18 protein-coding genes and 2 tRNA genes are annotated in these 16656 nt (G+C 67.1%); 9 read left to right on the forward strand and 11 right to left on the reverse strand.

Translation table 11 applies throughout. The features are described from left to right. Positions 1 to 29: 29 nt before the first annotated feature. A complete protein-coding gene (ppk2, locus tag AC1MFL_RS16930; protein ID WP_479815535.1) occupies positions 30 to 878 on the forward strand; it encodes a polyphosphate kinase 2 in 849 nt (282 codons plus the stop codon). A gap of 67 nt (positions 879 to 945) precedes the next feature. Then, positions 946 to 1650, forward strand: a complete 705-nt coding sequence (locus AC1MFL_RS16935) for an alpha/beta fold hydrolase (RefSeq protein ID WP_479811311.1) — start codon at positions 946 to 948, stop codon at positions 1648 to 1650. 9 nt (positions 1651 to 1659) lie between these two features. Here AC1MFL_RS16935 and def read toward each other — a convergent pair whose 3' ends face one another. The 4 genes from def to orn form a co-directional block, all read right to left on the reverse strand. After that, entirely contained in the window at positions 1660 to 2232 is a 573-nt protein-coding gene (gene def / locus AC1MFL_RS16940) for a peptide deformylase (protein WP_479811313.1), read from the reverse strand. Between the two features lie 38 nt (positions 2233 to 2270). Then, complete coding sequence (locus AC1MFL_RS16945) at positions 2271 to 3425, reverse strand: acyl-CoA dehydrogenase family protein (RefSeq protein WP_479811315.1); 1155 nt, start codon at positions 3423 to 3425, stop codon at positions 2271 to 2273. A 106-nt stretch (positions 3426 to 3531) separates the two neighbouring features. Beyond that, a tRNA-His gene (locus AC1MFL_RS16950) sits at positions 3532 to 3604 on the reverse strand. A gap of 156 nt (positions 3605 to 3760) precedes the next feature. Beyond that, the gene (gene orn / locus AC1MFL_RS16955) at positions 3761 to 4408 is read right to left on the reverse strand and encodes an oligoribonuclease (RefSeq protein ID WP_479815537.1); all 648 of its coding nucleotides are present in this window, start codon (positions 4406 to 4408) and stop codon (positions 3761 to 3763) included. A gap of 200 nt (positions 4409 to 4608) precedes the next feature. Here orn and mptB point away from each other — a divergent pair, with 200 nt between their 5' ends. Next, positions 4609 to 6165: a polyprenol phosphomannose-dependent alpha 1,6 mannosyltransferase MptB gene (gene mptB, locus AC1MFL_RS16960; RefSeq protein ID WP_479811317.1), complete on the forward strand. Its 1557-nt coding sequence runs from the start codon at positions 4609 to 4611 to the stop codon at positions 6163 to 6165. A 6-nt stretch (positions 6166 to 6171) separates the two neighbouring features. Here the strand turns inward: mptB and AC1MFL_RS16965 are convergent, their stop codons facing one another. After that, the gene (locus tag AC1MFL_RS16965; protein WP_479811319.1) at positions 6172 to 6852 is read right to left on the reverse strand and encodes a DNA alkylation repair protein; all 681 of its coding nucleotides are present in this window, start codon (positions 6850 to 6852) and stop codon (positions 6172 to 6174) included. Positions 6853 to 6896: 44 nt separating this feature from the next. Here AC1MFL_RS16965 and map point away from each other — a divergent pair, with 44 nt between their 5' ends. Then, on the forward strand, positions 6897 to 7664 hold the full coding sequence (gene map, locus AC1MFL_RS16970) for a type I methionyl aminopeptidase (protein WP_479811321.1): 768 nt from the start codon (positions 6897 to 6899) through the stop codon (positions 7662 to 7664). Between the two features lie 13 nt (positions 7665 to 7677). On the opposite strand, the gene AC1MFL_RS16975 is transcribed toward map, so the two are convergent. Both AC1MFL_RS16975 and AC1MFL_RS16980 read right to left on the reverse strand, forming a co-directional pair. Next, on the reverse strand, positions 7678 to 8004 hold the full coding sequence (locus AC1MFL_RS16975; RefSeq protein WP_479811323.1) for a GNAT family N-acetyltransferase: 327 nt from the start codon (positions 8002 to 8004) through the stop codon (positions 7678 to 7680). Between the two features lie 119 nt (positions 8005 to 8123). Then, entirely contained in the window at positions 8124 to 8648 is a 525-nt protein-coding gene (locus AC1MFL_RS16980; protein WP_479811325.1) for a LapA family protein, read from the reverse strand. Between the two features lie 347 nt (positions 8649 to 8995). Between AC1MFL_RS16980 and AC1MFL_RS16985 the strand changes: the two genes are divergently transcribed. After that, the gene (locus AC1MFL_RS16985) at positions 8996 to 10012 is read left to right on the forward strand and encodes a magnesium and cobalt transport protein CorA (protein ID WP_479811326.1); all 1017 of its coding nucleotides are present in this window, start codon (positions 8996 to 8998) and stop codon (positions 10010 to 10012) included. An 83-nt stretch (positions 10013 to 10095) separates the two neighbouring features. On the opposite strand, the gene AC1MFL_RS16990 is transcribed toward AC1MFL_RS16985, so the two are convergent. Continuing rightward, a tRNA-Arg gene (locus tag AC1MFL_RS16990) sits at positions 10096 to 10168 on the reverse strand. Between the two features lie 249 nt (positions 10169 to 10417). On the opposite strand from AC1MFL_RS16990, the gene AC1MFL_RS16995 reads away from it, so the two are divergent. Beyond that, on the forward strand, positions 10418 to 10990 hold the full coding sequence (locus AC1MFL_RS16995; protein WP_479811327.1) for a single-stranded DNA-binding protein: 573 nt from the start codon (positions 10418 to 10420) through the stop codon (positions 10988 to 10990). 129 nt (positions 10991 to 11119) lie between these two features. Continuing rightward, positions 11120 to 12802, forward strand: coding sequence for an energy-dependent translational throttle protein EttA (gene ettA / locus AC1MFL_RS17000; RefSeq protein WP_301230150.1), 1683 nt, complete (start codon positions 11120 to 11122; stop codon positions 12800 to 12802). Positions 12803 to 12887: 85 nt separating this feature from the next. Here the strand turns inward: ettA and tesB are convergent, their stop codons facing one another. Beyond that, on the reverse strand, positions 12888 to 13868 hold the full coding sequence (tesB, locus tag AC1MFL_RS17005; protein WP_479811329.1) for an acyl-CoA thioesterase II: 981 nt from the start codon (positions 13866 to 13868) through the stop codon (positions 12888 to 12890). A gap of 63 nt (positions 13869 to 13931) precedes the next feature. Between tesB and AC1MFL_RS17010 the strand changes: the two genes are divergently transcribed. Then, on the forward strand, positions 13932 to 14591 hold the full coding sequence (locus AC1MFL_RS17010) for a DUF8185 domain-containing protein (RefSeq protein WP_479811331.1): 660 nt from the start codon (positions 13932 to 13934) through the stop codon (positions 14589 to 14591). A gap of 87 nt (positions 14592 to 14678) precedes the next feature. Beyond that, positions 14679 to 15383 (forward strand): Pr6Pr family membrane protein, encoded by a 705-nt coding sequence (locus tag AC1MFL_RS17015; protein ID WP_479811333.1) that lies wholly within the window; start codon positions 14679 to 14681, stop codon positions 15381 to 15383. Positions 15384 to 15422: 39 nt separating this feature from the next. Here AC1MFL_RS17015 and AC1MFL_RS17020 read toward each other — a convergent pair whose 3' ends face one another. Both AC1MFL_RS17020 and AC1MFL_RS17025 read right to left on the reverse strand, forming a co-directional pair. Continuing rightward, positions 15423 to 15881 (reverse strand): globin, encoded by a 459-nt coding sequence (locus tag AC1MFL_RS17020; RefSeq protein WP_479811335.1) that lies wholly within the window; start codon positions 15879 to 15881, stop codon positions 15423 to 15425. 4 nt (positions 15882 to 15885) lie between these two features. Beyond that, positions 15886 to 16545 carry a mechanosensitive ion channel family protein gene (locus AC1MFL_RS17025; RefSeq protein ID WP_479811337.1) on the reverse strand — a complete coding sequence of 220 codons (660 nt, stop codon included), beginning with the start codon at positions 16543 to 16545 and terminating at the stop codon, positions 15886 to 15888. Positions 16546 to 16656 lie beyond the last annotated feature (111 nt).

Consider the following 16656-nt stretch of genomic DNA (forward strand, 5'->3'; position numbering starts at 1 on the left):
CCGGCGGCGGCAAGGCCCGGTCCGGCAAGATGAAGTCCGGCCGGAAGGGCGGCAAGGAGCGCGCGTCGGACCGGTCCGGGCGGTTGCCCCTCAGCGTCTATGAAGCCGAACTTTTCCGGCTCCAGGCCGAGCTCGTCGCGCTGCAGGAATGGGTCACCAGCACGGGCGCGCGCGTGCTGGTGATCTTCGAGGGACGCGACGCCGCGGGCAAGGGCAGCGCGATCAAGCGGGTCACGGAGTACCTGAACCCGCGCGTTGCCCGCATTGTGGCGCTGCCGGCCCCGACGGAGCGGGAGCGCGGTGAGTGGTATTTCCAGCGCTACGTAAAGCATCTTCCCGCCGCCGGGGAGATCGTCCTGATGGACCGTTCCTGGTACAACCGGGCCGGCGTGGAACATGTGATGGGGTTCTGCACCCCGACGGAGCACAAGCGCTTCATGGCCCAATGCCCGGTCTTTGAACGCCTGCTGGTGCAGGACGGCATCCTGCTGTTCAAGTACTGGTTCTCGATCAGCCACGCCGAACAGGAACGCCGCTTCAAGTCCCGGCTGGATGATCCGATGCGGCAATGGAAGCTCTCGCCGATGGACCGGGAGGCGATCCTCCGCTGGGAGGACTACTCCCGGGCCAAAGATGACATGTTCATGCAGACGGATACCGCCGAATCGCCCTGGTACGTGGTCGAGGCGGAGGACAAGCGCCGGGCACGGATCAACCTGATTGCCCATCTGCTCTCCAGCATCGACTACACGGAGGTCCGGAGGGAGCCGGTGACCCTGCCGGAAAGGCCGAAGGCCGTCAACTACACACGCCCGCCCCGGGATCTGTTCCGTTACGTTCCGGACCACGCCTCCATCCTGCAAAAACCGGAGGAATAGCCGGCGGGCCGGGGAATCCTGAAACGGACGGGTGCCGCGCGCCGTCCGGGGCAGGTAGGGTACCGGCATGGACATCATCCTGGTACCCGGATTCTGGTTGGACGCCTCTTCCTGGGAGGAGGTGACCCCTGCGCTGGTTGCGGCCGGGCACCAGGTCCACCCCCTGACACTTCCCGGGCTGGAATCGGCCGGAGCGACGCGGGCCGGCATCGGGTTGCGCACCCACATTGACGCCGTCGTGGCGGAGATCGATGCCATTGAGGCCCCGGTGGTCCTGGTGGGCCACTCGGGCGGGGGAGCCATCATTCACGGCGCCGTCGACGCCCGGCCGGACCGGATCGTCCGGGCCATCTACGTTGACAGCGGTCCGCTCGGCGACGGCGGCGTCATCAACGATGACCTGCCGGATGACGGCGACGAGATCCCGCTTCCGCCGTGGGAGATGTTCGACGATGAAGACCTCACCGATCTTGACGGGGAGCTGCGGGCGATGTTCCGGGCCCGTGCCATCCCGCAGCCGAAGGGGGTGGCCCAGGACCGGCAACGGCTGCACAACGAGCGCCGCTACGACGTCCCGGCGACCGTCATCGCCTGCGAGTTCCCCTCCGCCATGCTCATCGAAATGATCGGGGCCGGGCACCCGTACGTCGCGGAGCTTGGGCGGGTCCGCGACGTCGACTACGTGGACCTTCCCACCGGGCACTGGCCGCAGTTCACCAAGCCGGCGGAGCTGGGCGCGGCGATCCTGGCCGCCGTCGACCGGAGCGGGTGAGCCAGTACTTTAGTGCCCGAACGGGTCCGGATCCACGCCGGGCATCCAGGTCAGCCCGGGGACGCCCCAGCCGCTCTTCTTCGCCTGCTTCATCGCCTTGCGGGCGTAGCGGTCGATCAGCCGGTTGATGTAGAGCTTGCCGTCGAGGTGGTCGTACTCGTGCTGGATTACCCGGGCAAACCAGCCCGTCGCCTCGAAATCGACCGGGTTGCCGTCCCCATCGAAGCCCTGCACCCGGGCCCATTCCGCGCGCTGGAGCGGGTACTGGCCGCCGGGGAAGGACAGGCAGCCTTCCTCGTCCTCGTCCGGATCCGGCAGCGCGCCGGAAATCTTGGAGAGGGTCAGGACCGGGTTGACGACGACGCCGGACGGCGGGGCGCCGTCGTCGTTGTCGTACTTGTAGATGAACAGGCGTTTGCCGACTCCCACCTGGGGCGCGGCGAGACCGACGCCGTTGGCGGCGTCGTTGGTCTCGAACATGTCGGAGATCAGGGTCCGGAGCTCGTCGTCGAAGACTTCAACCTCGGCGGCCCTGCGGTGCAGTACGGGCTCGCCCCAGATCGTGATGGGCAGAACGGTCATATCGGGAAAGTTCCTCAGGTGCTGTGTTGAGCGGCGGGTCAGCCGGCGATGGTGCGGCCGACGACGTCGCGCATGATTTCGTTGGTGCCGCCGAAGATGGTCAGCAGCCGGGCGGCCAGGAAGGCCTGGGCCACGGGATATTCCAGGATGTAGCCGTAGCCGCCGTGCAGCTGGAGGCAGCGGTCGGTGACTGACTTGGCGCGCTCGGACGCCCACAGCTTCGCGCGGGCGGCGGAGGCGGCGTCGAGCTCCCCGGCGTTGAACGCCCGGATGGCATGGTCCACGTAGGTTTCGGTCACCTCGACCTCGGTAAGGATGTCGGCGAGTTCGAAACGGGTGTTCTGGAAATCGATGACCCGCTCGCCGAAGGCGTTGCGGTCCTTCGTGTAGCGGACGGTCGCTTCGTAGATGGCGCGGACGACGGCGGAGCCCGCCACAGCGATCGCGAGCCGGCCCTGGGGGAGCTGCTCGGCGGCATATTGCAGGCCCTTGCCCTCGTCGCCGACGAGGTCCGCGTGCGGAACCCGGACGTTGTCGAAGAACAGCTCGGCGGTGTCCGAAGCCTTGAGGCCCATCTTGTCCAGCTGCTTGCCGGTGGCGTAGCCCTCACCCTTGCGGACCATGAACAGGGAGAAGGAGTCCTGCTTGCCCCGGCCGGTGCCGCCGTCGGTGCGGGCCAGGACCAGCGAGGCGTCCCCGGAGATGCCGTTGCCAATGAAGGTCTTCTGGCCCGTGATCAGCCAGTCGTCGCCGTCGCGGACGGCCTTGGTGCGGATGCCGCGGAGGTCCGAACCCGCGCCGGGCTCGGTCCAGGCGATCGAGGTAACCGTCTCGCCGGAGACCATGCCGGGAAGCCAGCGGCCCTTGAACTCGTCGGAGCCGTAGGCCAGCAGATGGGGGAGGACCATGTCATCGTGCAGGTGGAAAGCCAGTCCCACGGCGAGGTGGTTGCTCTTGGCGAATTCCTCGTCCAGCACGGCGCGGAAGCGGTAGTCGTCCATGCCCATGCCGCCGAACTCCTCCGGAACGGCCAGGCCCAGCAGGCCCTGCTCGCCGGCTGCTGTCCACAGGTCCCGGGACATCATGTGGTCCTGGTCCCACTGGGCGTAATGCGGCGCCACGGCCCGGGTGTTGAACTCGGTCGCCATCTCACGGAACATCTCGTGGTCTTCTTCAAAAAGCGTGCGCTTCATCGCGTTTCCTTCCGGTCACGATTCCATGGACAGACAACAAAGGCCGCACCGGATATCCGGTACGGCCTTCGTCTAAGGTCGGACAATTACTGCCGTCCTTCATGAGGGTGAGCGACGGGGGTTGAACCCGCGACCTCCTGGACCACAACCAGGCGCTCTGCCAACTGAGCTACGCCCACCATGTGCCCCGCCATGCCCTCCGGCGGACCGGCTGGCTGAAAAGGCAACGACAAATAGCTTACCTGCTCTTGGGGGCTGCTTTTGCCATTTTTCGGCATTTCGCCAAAATTTTCCTGAAACGTGGCGCAGATTACTTACTGGCAGCCGCCCGGGGGTTACGTCCCCGGCGTTACGGCGGGGGCCTCGGCGGTCGCCTCGCCGGGGGCATTGGGGGTCGCCTCGGCGGAAGCCGGTTCGTCCGCCGTCCCCATGACCTTCCTGGCGATCCCCTGCGCCGTGGCGCTGTCCGGCCCCGGCGCGGGGACGAACACGGCCTCGCGGTAGTAGCGCAACTCATCGATGGAATCCTGGATGTCGCCGAGGGCGCGGTGGCCGCCGAGCTTCGCGGGGGACTGGAAGTAGGCCCGCGCGTACCAGCGCCGGGAGAGTTCCTTGATGGTGCTCACATCGATAACCCGGTAGTGCAGGTGCTCCACCAGTTCGGGCATGTCGCGGACCAGGAAGACCCGGTCCGTTCCCACCGAGTTGCCGCCCAGCGGGGCCTTCTTGGGGTCCGGCACCCACTTCTTGATGTAGTCCAGGACGATGGTCTGGGCCTCTGCCATGGTCTTGCCGTGGGGGAGTTCGGCCAGGAGGCCCGAGCGGGTGTGCATGTCGCGGACGAAGTCGTTCATCTGCGCCAGGGCCGCGTCATCGGGTTTGATGACGACGTCGACGCCGTCGCCGAGGATATTGAGCTCCGAGTCCGTTACCAGCGCGGCCACCTCGATGAGGGCGTCGTTGATGGTGTCCAGGCCGGTCATTTCGCAGTCGATCCAGACGATGCGTTCATTAGATATAGGCACGCGCCCAGCCTACCGTTTCGTTGCCGCCGGGCGGTCCGGTGCTAGGATTTCGGTTACGCGGGCGTCGATATTTTTCGTAATCGCGGCGTGCCCCGGGCCGGTTCCCACGGCCGGCTGAGGGTGCAGAAGAGCCCCACAACAGATTGGACGATCCTGAGATGACGGTGCCTGTGCCTGCGGCGGGGAAAACGGCTGCCGGCACGTCCCCGACGGCGGCTGTTGCTGAAGTGGACAATGCCCGCTCACCGCTGCTCGCGGGATTCGTCGGCTCCCTGTTTATGGCGTTCGGGTCGCTTGGCGTGGGCTGGCTTGCGCCGGTTTCCGAGCTCCGCCGCGTTCCGCTGTTCATCTGGATGCGCACCGAAGCGGTCGGCGTCGCCCTGTGCATAGTGCTGCTGGCGGTCGGCGGCATGCTCCTCGTCCGTGCCTGGCTCAGGCTGGGCCAGCGCGTGCGGGTCTGGGGAGCCGAGGCCCGCAAGGCCACGCTGCAGGCTGTCGCCCTGTGGGGGCTGCCGCTGATGTTCTCCGTGCCCCTGTTCAGCCGCGACGTCTACGCCTACATCGGGCAGGGCCGCCTCATGGTGGAGGGCTTCAATCCGTACGAAAACGGCATCTCCGCGCTGTCGAACTATTTCCAGCTCGGGGCCGACAAGATGTGGACCGAAGCGCCGGTACCGTACGGCCAGCTCTTCCTCTGGATCGAGCAGTTCGTGGTCTGGTCCACCAACGTGCACCCGGAAGCCGGCATCATGCTGTTCCGTCTCGCCGCGCTGGCCGGGATCATCCTGTGCATTATCTACGTGCCGAAGCTAGCCGAACTGCACGGCGTCAACCCGCACCGCGCCCTGTGGCTGACCGCCGCCAACCCCCTGTTCCTCACCAACTTCATCGCCAGCGTCCACAACGACGCGCTGATGATCGGACTGGCCCTGGCCGGGCTGTACTACTGCGCCACCCGCCGGGTCATCCTCGGACTGGTCCTGGTGACGCTGTCCATCTCGGTCAAGCCCATCACGATCGTCTTCCTGCCCTTTATCGGCCTGCTCTGGGCGGGAAAGAATGCCGGCTGGCCGCGGAAGTTTATGTTCTGGGCCCTCACTGCCGGCATCAGCGTGGGCCTGCTGTACGCCATGAGCATGGTCAACGGCTTCGGTTTCGGCTGGATCAACGGGCTCTCCGCCCCGGGCAGCATCTGGATCTGGTACGCTCCGGTCGGGCTGCTGGGCCTCATGGTCGCCTCGATTTTCAACGCCTTCGGGCTCGACGGCTGGGGGCTGGCCAAGTGGGTGTACGACGCCGGGAAGCTGCTGGCGCTCGGCATCATCGCCTGGCAGATCTTCCGCGGCGACTATGACCGGCTGATCCGCCGGCTGACGCTCGCGTTCGCCGCCGTCGTCGTCCTGGCCCCGATGATCCAGTCCTGGTACGTCGTCTGGCTTATTCCGCTCTTCGCGGTCACCGGTATCCGTGACGACTGGCAGGTCAAGGCCCTGTACTTCATCGTCTCCTTCTTTATGGTGTACGCGATCTCGGACCAGCTCGAAGTCTTCCCCTACCTGCAGACCGCTGACCTCGGCCTGGCGCTGGCCCTCGCCCGCAACGCCGCCGCGATCATCGCCCTGCTCTTCGCCCTGTACCTGATCTTCCTCGACCCCAAGACCAAGCTGCTCTTCAGCAAGTCCGAGGAACCGGTCACCACCCGCCCGGTTATCTGAGCCCGGTCAGCTGAGGTTGCGCACGGCTTCCCGGCGGGAGAGCGGGCTCAGCGCCTCGCCGTGCCGCGCCGTGAAGTCCCGGACCCAGTCCGGGTCCGTGGCGGAATAATCACGCAGGGCCCAGCCGATCGCCTTCCGGATGAAGAACTCCGGGTCGGCCAGGTTGGGTTCGATGACCGCGGCCAGCAGGGCAGGATCCGTGGCCGATCTGGCGCCCAGTTGCGCCGTAATGGCGGCCCGCCGGATCCAGAAGTCGGGGTCTGTGCTCCAGCGGCGGAGCGCCGCGGACATTTCCTGCCGGTGCGTCTGCAGCAGCCGGCAGAGCCGGTGTGAGACCCCGTCCACCAGATCCCACCAGGCGCCGCTGCGGATGATCTCCTCGTAGAGCGGCAGCATGCTCAACTCGCCGGCGGCCAGCCTCAGCCCGGTGAGGTCGATGGCCGCATAGCGTTCCTCCCGCCAGCCTGCGTCCCGCCACAGCTCCAGTACGGTGGACTGCAGCTCCCCGAGGGAGCCGGGGGGCGCGTCCTTCGCGGCGGCCCTGACGATCCGCCGCACCTCCGGAACCCGCACGCCCAGCGAGGGCATCACGGACTTTAGATAGGCCTGCGCCCCTGCCGCCCTGGCGGGATCGGCGGCACCGCGCAGCTGTGACCGGATGGCGGAAATCAGTTCAGCGTTGGCCATGAGGCAACTTTAGCCATGCCTCGGCTGGCCCTACAGTTGAAGGCATGTCGATGATCAAGAGCCCAGCCGAGATTGCCCTGATGCGCGAAGCCGGCAGGGTGGTGGCAAACACGCTGGAACGCGTCCGGGCTGCTGCCGCCGTCGGCGTGTCCCTGAAGGAACTGGACGGGCTGGCCGCAGCGACGATCGCCGACGCCGGGGCGACGCCGGCGTTCCTGAACTACAAACCGCGGTGGGCTTCGGTGCCGTTCCCCGGGGTGATCTGCACGTCCGTGAACGACGCCGTGGTGCACGGCATCCCCAACGACTACCGGCTCCGGGACGGAGACCTGCTCAGTGTGGACTGCGGCGCGTTCCTTGACGGGTGGTGCGGCGACGCGGCGATCAGCTTCATCGTGGGAACCGCCGACCCCGTGGACCAGGCCCTGATCGATGCCACCGACGCAGCCCTGGCCCGCGGCATCGAGGCCGCCCGGATCGGGAACAAGATGGGGGACCTCGGCTACGCGATCGGCGGGGCATCCCGCCGCGCGGGCTACGGCCTGCTGGCCGACCACGGCGGCCACGGCATCGGCACGACCATGCATGCCGAACCGCATGTCCCCAACGACGGCCGGCCCGGCCGCGGAATCAAGCTGACCGAGGGGCTGGTTATCGCAATCGAGCCGATGCTGATCCTGGGCGGCAAGGACGACTACTTCCACGACGACGATGAATGGACCCTCCGCTCGGCCAACGGCCGCCGCGCGGCCCACAGCGAGCACACCGTGGCCATCACCAAGGACGGCCCGGTCATCCTGACGCTTCCATAGCGTCCGTTGGCCCTTAGGCCCTTAGGCCCTTAGGGCTATTGGAGCTCTTGGGCCTCTTGGACGGCGCCGGCCCGGGCGGAGCCAGGCGGACGACGCCGTGGGCGAGGGCGTGCTCGACGGCGGCCGCCAGCAGCGCCCGCGCCACACCGGTCCGGCGGCGTCCGGGAGCGACCACAAAGCAACTCACGGACCATACCTGGTCCCCGCCGGGATTCCCGGCGCGGAAGGCCAGCACCCCGGGAGCCGGGGCACCGCCGTCGAACTTGTCCCGCAGCTGGGCTTTCCGTTGCTCCGGGGTCGATGCTGACCACTGTGTCCGGTCAGGGCGAAGAACCGGCACCAGTAGCGGGACGGCTCACCGCGGACGCCGAAGAGACGCTCGACGTCGGCCCAGCCGCCGCGGCAGTGGTCACGGCCACCTGCCGGCCGGGTTCAGCCCATGGTTGGCGCCCGGGGGCGTCAGCGCGTGCGGGTGCCGTTGCCGGCCGGCCGGTTGACGCGCTGGCGATGGGCTGCGAGCCGCAACTGGATGATGCGGGCGGCTCCGGCGATGGCGACCAGCACACCGCCGCCGACTGCCGCGATGAACAGGGCGATGCCGAGCGGGACCGAGCCTTCGAGGCCAAAGAACTTCACCTGGACATATTCCTGGTTCTGCAGGATGAACGCGATCAGCAGGATCAGCACCACCAGCGCGCAGGCAACCGCGGCCCAGACCATTCCCGCACGGGTGACCTGACGCGTTTCAGGGGCCGGAGCCGGCGTTTCCGGCTCCGCTGCACGGGGAGTTTCCACACGCGGGGCTGCCGTTGCGGAAGCCGGCGCGCCGGAAACAAGGTCGGTGCTGCCGGCAGGGGCCTCGGTGCTGAAGCCCTCCTCGGCGTACCCCGACGGGCCGTCAGCCGCTGCCGGGTACTGGGCGGGCACAGCATCGGTGGAACCGTTGGGATCGTGCGGATCGAATCCGCGGGGTGTCTGGGTCATAGCGGCCATACCTTTCGCTTGCGGGCAGGGCGCGCAGGCTTTCCCTGGAGGTCCTGCCTGTCCACTTAATACTAAGTGTGCTGATGTCAGGCGGGGGTATTCGGGAGAGGGCGCGTTGCAACAAGGTGTGGGCCGCGGATGCGGCCCTCATTGGGAGGCGGTCCAGGCGAACCGCACCATGCCGATGATATGGCCAGGATGTCCGCGAGGAGTGCTGACGGGCGGGCGGCGGCACCGGAATTCGCGTGGAGCCGCCGGGGGGGGGGGGGGGGGGGAAGGCGGCTGTTGGCATGGGGCGGAGGACGGTATAGCGTCGCAGCCAAGGGATGCCTGGAGGAGGCGCGGCCGTGAGCATTGTCGACAACGCGGTGTACGTGGACGGTCACCGGACCGCGGACCCGGAAAGCCTCGATGAGACATATTTCATCCTGCGGCAGCGCCAGGGCATGGCCTGGATCGGGCTCTACCGGCCGGATGCGGAAGAACTGCAGTCCGTGGCCGACGAATTCGATCTCAACCATTTGGCCGTCGAAGACGCCCTTGCCGGCCATCAGCGGGCCAAGCTGGAACACTACGGCGAAACGCTTTTCCTGGTCCTCCGCCCGGCGCGGTACCTGGAAGCCCAGGAGAAGGTTGAGTTCGGCGAGATCCATGTCTTCCGCGGGGCCGACTTCCTGATTACTGTCCGCCGGGCCGAATCGCCGGACCTGGCCCGGGTCCGGCGCCGGATGGAATCCGAGCCCGGGTTCCTGGCCCTGGGCCCGGACGCCGTGCTTTACGCGATTCTGGACCAGGTGGTGGATGAGTACGAGCCGGTGGCCGCCGGCGTGGAAAACGACGTCGACGAAATTGAGGACGAACTTTTCGCCGCGGATCCGGGCGTGTCGCGCCGCATCTACGAACTCTCCCGCCAGGTCATCATGTTCCAGCGGGCAACGGCGCCCCTGACCATGATCCTGCAGTCATTGATGGCCGAGACGCCGGACCATCGGCCCAATTCCGACCTGCTGGACCACTACCGGGACGTCCTGGATCACGTGTTGCGGCTCAGTGAGCGGATCGCTGCTTTCCGCGCCCTGCTGCAGAATGCGCTCGCCGTCAACTCGGCGCTGGTGGCCCAACGGCAGAACGACGAAATGCGCTTGCTCACGGAGTCGAGCTACGCCCAGAACGAGCAGGTCAAACGGATCTCCTCGTGGGCGGCCATCCTGTTCGCGCCGACGCTGATCGGCACAATCTATGGCATGAATTTCCGCAGCATGCCGGAGCTCGACTGGGCCTTCGGCTATCCGATGGCGCTGGGACTGATGGTGGCCATGGGCCTGGTGCTCTACTGGACCTTCAAGCACAACAAGTGGATCTAGCGGTCAGTGCCGGCGCCCGCGCCTGCCGGCCGTGGCCGCGGTTCCGGCCCGCGGCAAGTGCCGCAGGCCAGAGCCGCTCTGTGTGCCCCAGGAGGGAATCGAACCCCCGACCGGCGGATTAGAAGGCCGCTGCTCTATCCCCTGAGCTACTGGGGCACGTCGGCGTGCCAGCCCGGCTGCTGCCGGGGGACGCCTCAAAAAGTTTACATTGCCCTGCGGGTGTCCGCCGTCAGGAACACCCGGCCGCCCCGGCACCCGCATGCCAGGGCTGCAGCTTGGCCTTACTCGGCGGCGGCCCAGCTTCGGGTTATCCACATGGCGCAGCTGGCCCCTCGCGGAGGGCCGTCCCTGGCGCGAAGCTGAAAGAGCCTGCTAGGGCACGACATTTCGAGACAGGACATGAGCATGAGTGACAACATCACGGTCCGTGGCTTCGTGGCCACGGAGCCCAAGAGCTCGACGACGCCGGGCGGCGTGGCGACGGCGAACTTTCGGCTGGGGTCCAACCCGCGGCGCTTCGACCGCGCCACGAACGCCTGGATTGACGGGGACACCAACTGGTTCACGGTTCAGGGGTACCGGCAACTGGCCGGAAACATCGGCTGCAGCATCAAGAAGGGCCAGAAGGTCATCGTCGTGGGGCGGCTTAAGCTGAGGAGCTGGGAACATGAGGGTCGGATCTATCACTCGGCTGAAATCGACGCCGAGTCCGTCGGCCACGACCTCACTTGGGGTTCCGCCAATTACATCCGCACCGCCGGCAACGGCTCGCAGGCCGCGGCCAGTCCAAACGGCCGGGAAGCAGACTTCCCTGAGGGAAACCGCGACGGTGGCCAGGAGGACGACCTGTCCTACGACGAGCCCGACGACAACGACGGCGACGAGACCGCAGCCCACAATGTCTTCGTCGATGACATCAGTGGCGAGGCGGAGGAGTTCGACGAAGAGACTGGCGAGCTGAAAGGGGCGGCCGCCTGAAGCGCCACGGTTCTGCACCGCCCAGCCCCGGTGTCACTCCACCTGGGGCTGGGCCAGGGCCGCGGGAAGGTGGCGGATCATAACGGCGTGAATGTGAGTTATCCCGGCTGAACCACTAGATTTGTAGGCATGGCGGAATTTATCTACACAATGACCAAGGCCCGCAAGGCTGTTGGCGAAAAACTCATCCTCGATGACGTAAGCATGTCCTTCTTCCCGGGGGCCAAGATTGGCGTCGTCGGCCCGAATGGTGCAGGTAAGTCCACCATTCTCAAGATCATGGCCGGTCTGGACACGCCCTCCAACGGCGAGGCCCGGCTCAGCCCCGGCTACAGCGTCGGCATCCTGCTGCAGGAACCGCCGCTGAACGAGGAAAAGACCGTCCTGGGCAACGTCCAGGAAGGTGTCGGTGAGATCTACGGCAAGATCCAGCGTTTCAACGAGATCTCCGAAGAGATGGCCAACCCCGACGCCGACTACGATGCCCTCCTCGAGGAAATGGGCCAGTTGCAGGAAGCGATTGATGATGCTGATGCCTGGGACCTCGATTCCCAGCTCGAGCAGGCCATGGACGCCCTCCGTTGCCCGCCGGCCGACGCCGACGTCACCCTGCTCTCCGGTGGTGAGCGTCGCCGTGTCGCCCTCTGCAAGCTCCTGCTCCAAAAGCCTGACCTGCTGCTCCTCGACGAGCCCACGAACCACCTTGACGCCGAGAGCGTGCTTTGGCTGGAACAGCACCTTTCCAGCTACCCCGGCGCAGTGCTTGCAGTAACCCACGACCGGTACTTCCTTGACCACGTGGCCCAGTGGATCGCCGAAGTGGACCGCGGCCACCTGTACCCGTACGAGGGCAATTACTCCACGTACCTCGAGAAGAAGCGCGCCCGTCTGGAAGTCCAGGGCAAGAAGGACGCCAAGCAGGCCAAGCGGCTCACCGAGGAACTGGAGTGGGTCCGTTCCAACGCCAAGGGGCGCCAGACGAAGTCCAAGGCCCGGCTGGCCCGCTACGAGGAGATGGCCGCCGAGGCAGACCGCACCCGCAAGCTGGACTTCGAAGAGATCCAGATCCCGCCGGGACCGCGCCTGGGTGGCCTCGTCCTGGAGGCGAAGAACCTGCAGAAGGGCTTCGAGGACCGCACCCTGATCGACGGACTTTCCTTCACCCTGCCGCGCAACGGCATCGTCGGCGTCATCGGCCCCAACGGCGTCGGCAAAACCACCCTGTTCAAGACCATCGTCGGGCTCGAGCCCCTCGACGGCGGCGAACTCAAGGTTGGCGACTCCGTCAAGATCTCCTACGCGGACCAGAGCCGCGGCGGCATCGACCCGAACAAGACCCTGTGGGAGGTTGTCTCCGACGGCCTCGACTTCATCCAGGTCGGCCAGGTCGAAATGCCGTCCCGTGCCTATGTCGCCGCCTTTGGCTTCAAAGGCCCGGACCAGCAGAAGAAGGCAGGGGTGCTCTCCGGTGGTGAGCGCAACCGCCTGAACCTGGCCCTGACCCTCAAGCAGGGCGGAAACCTGCTGCTGCTCGATGAGCCGACTAACGACCTCGACGTCGAAACCCTCAGCAGCCTCGAAAACGCCCTGCTCGAATTCCCGGGCTGCGCCGTCGTGGTTTCGCACGACCGTTGGTTCCTTGACCGGGTTGCCACCCACATCCTCGCCTACGAAGGCGACGAGGAGAACCCCTCGAAGTGGTACTGGTTCGAAGGCAACTTCGAATCCTACGAGGAGAACAAGGTCGAGCGCCTGGGCCCGGATGCAGCCAAGCCGCACCGGGTGACCCACCGCCGCCTCACCCGCGACTAAGCCACCGGCTGTGACCGCGAGGCACTGAGCGGAATTGAAGAAGGCCGGCTCCCCACGGGGGAGCCGGCCTTTCGCATGCCGCGGGTCAGGCGCGTTCAGCCTTGCGCATCTGGTGCTGGAGGACCTTTGACTGGACGGCACCCTTGACCTTGTTCTTGAGGTCCGTGGGGACCCGGATCATGCCCTCCTGGGCCACCGTGGCCACGTGCCGGCCGTCGCGGCTGAAGATCTTGCCGGTCGCGAGGCCGCGGGCACCCTGGGCGCTGGGGGACTCCTGGACGTAGAGCAGCCACTCGTCCACCCGGACCGGCCGGTGCCACCACATGGCGTGGTCGAGGCTGGCCACGGACATGCCCGGGGTAATCCAGCTCATCCCATGCTTGCGGAGGATGGATTCCAGCAGGGTGTAGTCGCTGGCATAGGCCAGAGCGGCGCGGTGCAGGTCCGGATCGTCCGGCATGGGCCCGAAAGTCTTCATCCAGACTGCGTTGCGCGGTTCCTTGGTGCCCTTGGCCGAGACGTACAGGGCCGGGTCGACGTGCCGGATGTCGAAGGGCCGCTCGTAGGCCCAGTGGCGTGCCACGGGGTGGTCGAACTTGCCCAGCAGGTCAGCCGTGCTGGGAAGCGACTCCGGCCCGGGGATGCCGGCGGGCATTTCCGACTGGTGTTCGATTCCCTCGTCCTCGTCCTGGAACGACGCGATCATGGACAGGATGGGCATGCCCTCCTGGTATGCGTGGACGCGCCGCGCCGAGAAAGACCGGCCGTCCCGGAGCCGCTGCACGCCGAAGGTGATCGGCTTGTTGGCGTCCCCCGGGCGCAGAAAATATCCGTGCATCGAGTGCACGCCGCGCCCCTCGGGAACCGTCCGGCTCCCGGCGACCAGCGACTGCGCCAGGACCTGGCCGCCGAATACCCGGTGCCGGGGCTGCTGCTGGGAGGGGCCCATGAAGATGTCTTCGTCTGTCCGGGCGCCTTCCAGATCGCCAAGGTTCAACAATTGGAGGAGCGAGGAGGTGGGGTCCTGTGTCGGCGGCCCCTGCAATCCGGCTTCGGCTTCAGTCATGGTTCGACTCTAGACGTCCCGTCGGCGCGGTCCCAAAGAGGCACAGCCGGTAGAGTCGATATTGTGTCTGACGTCCTAACCCAGCCCCTGCAGTTCACCGATCCGCGCGACCTTGCCGATCTGCGCACCTTCGCGACCCGCGCCCGGTCGATCGACGACGGCGCCATCCGCCTCCAGGCGTCCGGCCCGGTGCTCGCCGCCTACGTGTGCGTGCTGCGGCCGCGCCTGCTGGGGGAGTCGACCCCGACGATCCTCGGGCTGCGCACCATGGCCCTGGCGCAGCCGGCGGACACCGATGTCACCGTTCCGATCTCGGCAGTGCTGGACAGGCTGGCGCGTGCAGGGGAGAACGACGTCGAGCTGCCGCTGCCGCCGGTGACCGTCACCGAATCGTGGGCCGGCGTCGGTGCGCCCCGCACCGGTTGGGCAGCCGTTGCCACGCTCCGCGACTCCGCGCTGCGCCAGTCCGCCGAAGCCGGCATCACCGAGGTCGCCGCCATCATCCCGGACAAGCCCGGAGCTTTGATCGTCAACAACGCCCGGGCCGCGGTCTGGGGCAGGGAACTGCCGGGTGCCTCCGGTCTCCCGCTGGGCGCCGCGTTTGCGGCCCTCACCCTGGGCTTCCTGGCGGACGGCGAACAACAGCTTTTCCGGGCCGGCCGCTGGTTCCGGCTCAGCGGAGCCCGCGGGCACGTGCTGGCCCGCACCGGCTCGGGCCTCTAGGGCCCCGTGCTGGCCCGCACCGGCTCGGGCCCCAGGACCGTTCGTTCTGGCCTGTGCCGGCCTTGACGGGCCTGACATACTAAGCGCATGAGCGGCTTGTCGGTGCTGGATCCCCCGGTTGAACGACACCTTGGCTTCAACGATGCGCTGCATCCGGACCGCATCTGGATCCGCGCGCTCCGCTTCGTGGTCGGCGTTTTCGTACTCGTCGCCCTCGTCCGGAAGACGTACGATGCGACGCTCCCCGGCAATGACGTGGACGTCGCCCAGCTCTACTCGGAATTCACGGTCCAGTCGAACCTCGTCCTCGGACTGGTGCTCGTCGCGTCCGCAGCGCTGCCGCGGACCCGGCTGCCGGGGTGGTGGGACCGCCTGTTCGGGGCGCTTGCTTTGTACCTGGTGATGACGGGCCTCATTTACGTCCTACTCGTGGCGCCGCCGGGGGAGCCGTGGTGGAGCCTGGACATGTACTGGCCCCAGCTCGTACACCACCGCGTGGCCCCACTGTTCGCCGCGCTTGACTGGCTGCTCATCACGCGGACCGTGCGCGGCACATGGCGGCGGCCGATCGTGTGGCTCGCCTACCCCGCGGCTTTCCTCGTCTTTTCGTGGGTGCGCGGAGCCATCGACGGCTGGTACGTCTACGACTTCCTAGATCCGACGCTCGGCGGTTGGCCGGCCGCGCTGACGACGACGGCGCAGGTGCTCGTGGCGTTCCTCATCGTCGCGGTCCTATTGCATCTGGCCGGGAATGCGCGCTCCGCGCTCGCAGTGCGGAGCGGGCGCCGCTGATCCCGGCCCCACGCCTCATAGGACGGCGGAGGACCGCCCTCAGGCTCCGGACGGGCTGTTCACCATGGAGAGGGCCGCCCGCTCCATGTAGTCCCATAGCGTCCCCTCGTGCAGCGGCGGGAGCTCCAGCGAATCCACCGCGCTGCGCATGTGATGCAGCCAGCGGTCCTTGGCTTCCGGCGTCACCCGGAAGGGCTGGTGCCGCATCCGCAGGCGGGGGTGCCCGCGCTCCTCGCCGTACGTCGTCGGGCCGCCCCAATACTGCTCGAGGAACATCAGAAACCGCCGTTTGGCGGGGCCCAGATCCTCTTCGGGATACATCGGCCGCAGCAGCGGATCAGCCGCCACGCCGTCGTAGAACACGTCGATGAGCTTCACGAACGTCTCGTGGCCGCCCACCGCGTCATAGAAGTTGTCCGTGTAGCCGGGCTTGCTGAACGGATCGTTCTGCAGCAACTGCTGGGGCTGGCGGGGTTCGCCGGCGCTGGGGATTGTCATGGCTCTATTCTCCGGCCTTCTGCTGCGGGGTGCTGTCGGCCTCGCCCGGCGCCGGTGCATCGGGCGGAACGTACGTGCCCTGGGAGCGGTTGCCCACCCGCAGGATCTCGCCGTTGCGCAGGTACCAGATGGTGCCGTCCTCCGCCCGGACCCGGGTGATCCGCAGGTTCATCGCCTCCACCGTGCCCACGACCTCGGAGGTCTCGATGACGTCGCCGATGCCGTACTGGTCCTCCATGGTGATGAAGATGCCGGCCAGGAAGTCGCGGATCAGCTGCTGGGCGCCGAAGCCGATGGCGATACCGAGGATTCCGACGCTGGTCAGGATCGGCGCCACGTCCACGTTGAGGTTCTTGAGCACGTACACGCTGGTGAGGACGGCCACCAGGACGCCCACTACGCTGTTGAGCAGTGCTCCGATGGTGTTGGCCCGCTGCTCCCGGCGCTCGTGGTCCAGGGCACGGAAAGCGGGAGCCACCCAGCGGAAGTGCGGCTTCTTGAAGAACGTGCTGCCCGCGGCGACGCGCTTGGTGATTCCGACGATCACGAACGACGCCACCAGCCAGACGGCAATGCCCACCCCCACGCTGATGAGGACACCGGGCACGTTGATGGCTGAAATGTCCGGAGGGGTGATGGGATCTGTCGTGGTCATGCTGAACATCGGCGGGGGTACTCCTTGTAGCTGCGGTCCTGCTGCCGGCCGTTAGCGCCGGCCTGCGCGTGCTGCGCGGCGGCCGGCTTTCGGCGGGCGCACAACGCTCTGGTCTCATTC

The organism is Arthrobacter sp. BG3 (assembly GCF_056680185.1).